The organism is Streptomyces sp. BE20, assembly GCF_036322525.1.
Taxonomy (GTDB): domain Bacteria; phylum Actinomycetota; class Actinomycetes; order Streptomycetales; family Streptomycetaceae; genus Kitasatospora.
Window position 1 is genome coordinate 1 of the sequence record NZ_JAQYWW010000213.1, and the last position, 1,202, is coordinate 1,202.

The following is a 1,202-nucleotide window of genomic DNA, read 5'->3' on the forward strand; positions in this document are numbered from 1 at the left end:
CTAGTGAGCTGGTCCGGAGATGCGTGAGCAGTAGCGGCAGATTCGGTCGATGATCTGGTCGGCGGTCTTGGTCCACTTGAACGGGTGGGCACTGTCGTTCCAGTTCTTGATCCAGTCCTCGAGTGTGGCCTTCAGCTCGTCTAGCGAGCAGAACACTCCGCGTTCGAGGCAGCGCCGTTCCAGCTCGGCGAACCAGCGCTCGACCTGGTTGATCCACGAGGAGTAGGTGGGTGTGAAGTGCAGCTGAACGCGGGGATGCGCGACCAGCCAGCGGTCCACCACGGGGGCCTTGTGGGTGGAGAGGTTGTCGCAGATCACGTGGACCGCCAGGCCGGGCTCGGTCTGGCGGTCGATCTCGTCCAAGAAGTCACGGAAGTCGACCGCGCGGTGTTGTGCGGACAGCTTCCCGATCACCTTCCCGGTGGTGATGTCCAGTGCGGCGAACAGATCCACCGTGCCGTGGCGGACGTAGTCGAAGCTGCGGCGCTCAGGAACTCCGGGCAGCATCGGCAGCACCGGCGCGGTCCGCTGCAGGGCCTGGATCTGCGGCTTCTCATCCACGGCGAACACCACCGCGTTCGCCGGCGGGGCCAGGTAGAGCCCGACCACGTCCCGGATCTTGTCGATCAGCAGGGGGTCCGGGGAGATCTTGAAGGTCTCCGTCCGCCAGGGCTGCAGGCCGAAGGCCCGCCAGATCCGCAGCACGCTCGACGGGGAGATGCCGACCTTCGCGGCCAGTTCCCGTTTGGACCAGTGGGTGGAGCCTGGTGGGGTCTCCTCCAGCGTGCGCACTACCACCTCCTCCACCTGGGCGTCGGTGATGGTGCGCGGCACCCCGGGCCGCGGCTCGTCGGCCAGGCCGTCCAGACGTTCGCGCAGGAACCGGGCCCGCCACCTGTTGACCGTGCCCCGATTTACCCCCAGCCGCGCGGCCACTGCGATGTTGCTGCCGCCCTCGGCACACGCCAGCACGATCCGCGCCCGCATCGCGAGTCCCTGGGCGGTCCTTCGCCGAGCCGCCCATCCCTGCAAGATCAGCCGCTCGGTATCGGACAGGACCAGCGGCTGCAGTCTGCTGTCACCCATACGCTCAGCAGACCGCAGCTCTGACGGCCTGTCACCACTCACGACCACGCGAACATCAGAACTGAAACGCAACGCGCCTCACGTGGCGACCACAGATCTCAAGACCAGCTCACTAG

1 protein-coding gene is annotated in these 1,202 nt (G+C 66.7%); it reads right to left on the reverse strand.

All coding sequences use genetic code 11. From position 1 onward, the window contains the following. On the reverse strand, positions 1–1,086 hold the full coding sequence (locus PUR61_RS01085) for an IS630 family transposase (RefSeq protein ID WP_329874653.1): 1,086 nt from the start codon (positions 1,084–1,086) through the stop codon (positions 1–3). Positions 1,087–1,202: the final 116 nt, after the last annotated feature.

Coding starts and splice junctions, on each gene's coding strand:
- PUR61_RS01085 (WP_329874653.1), bottom strand. CDS start 1,086: ATGGGTGACAGCAGACTGCAGCCGCTGGTCCTGTCCGATACCGAGCGG.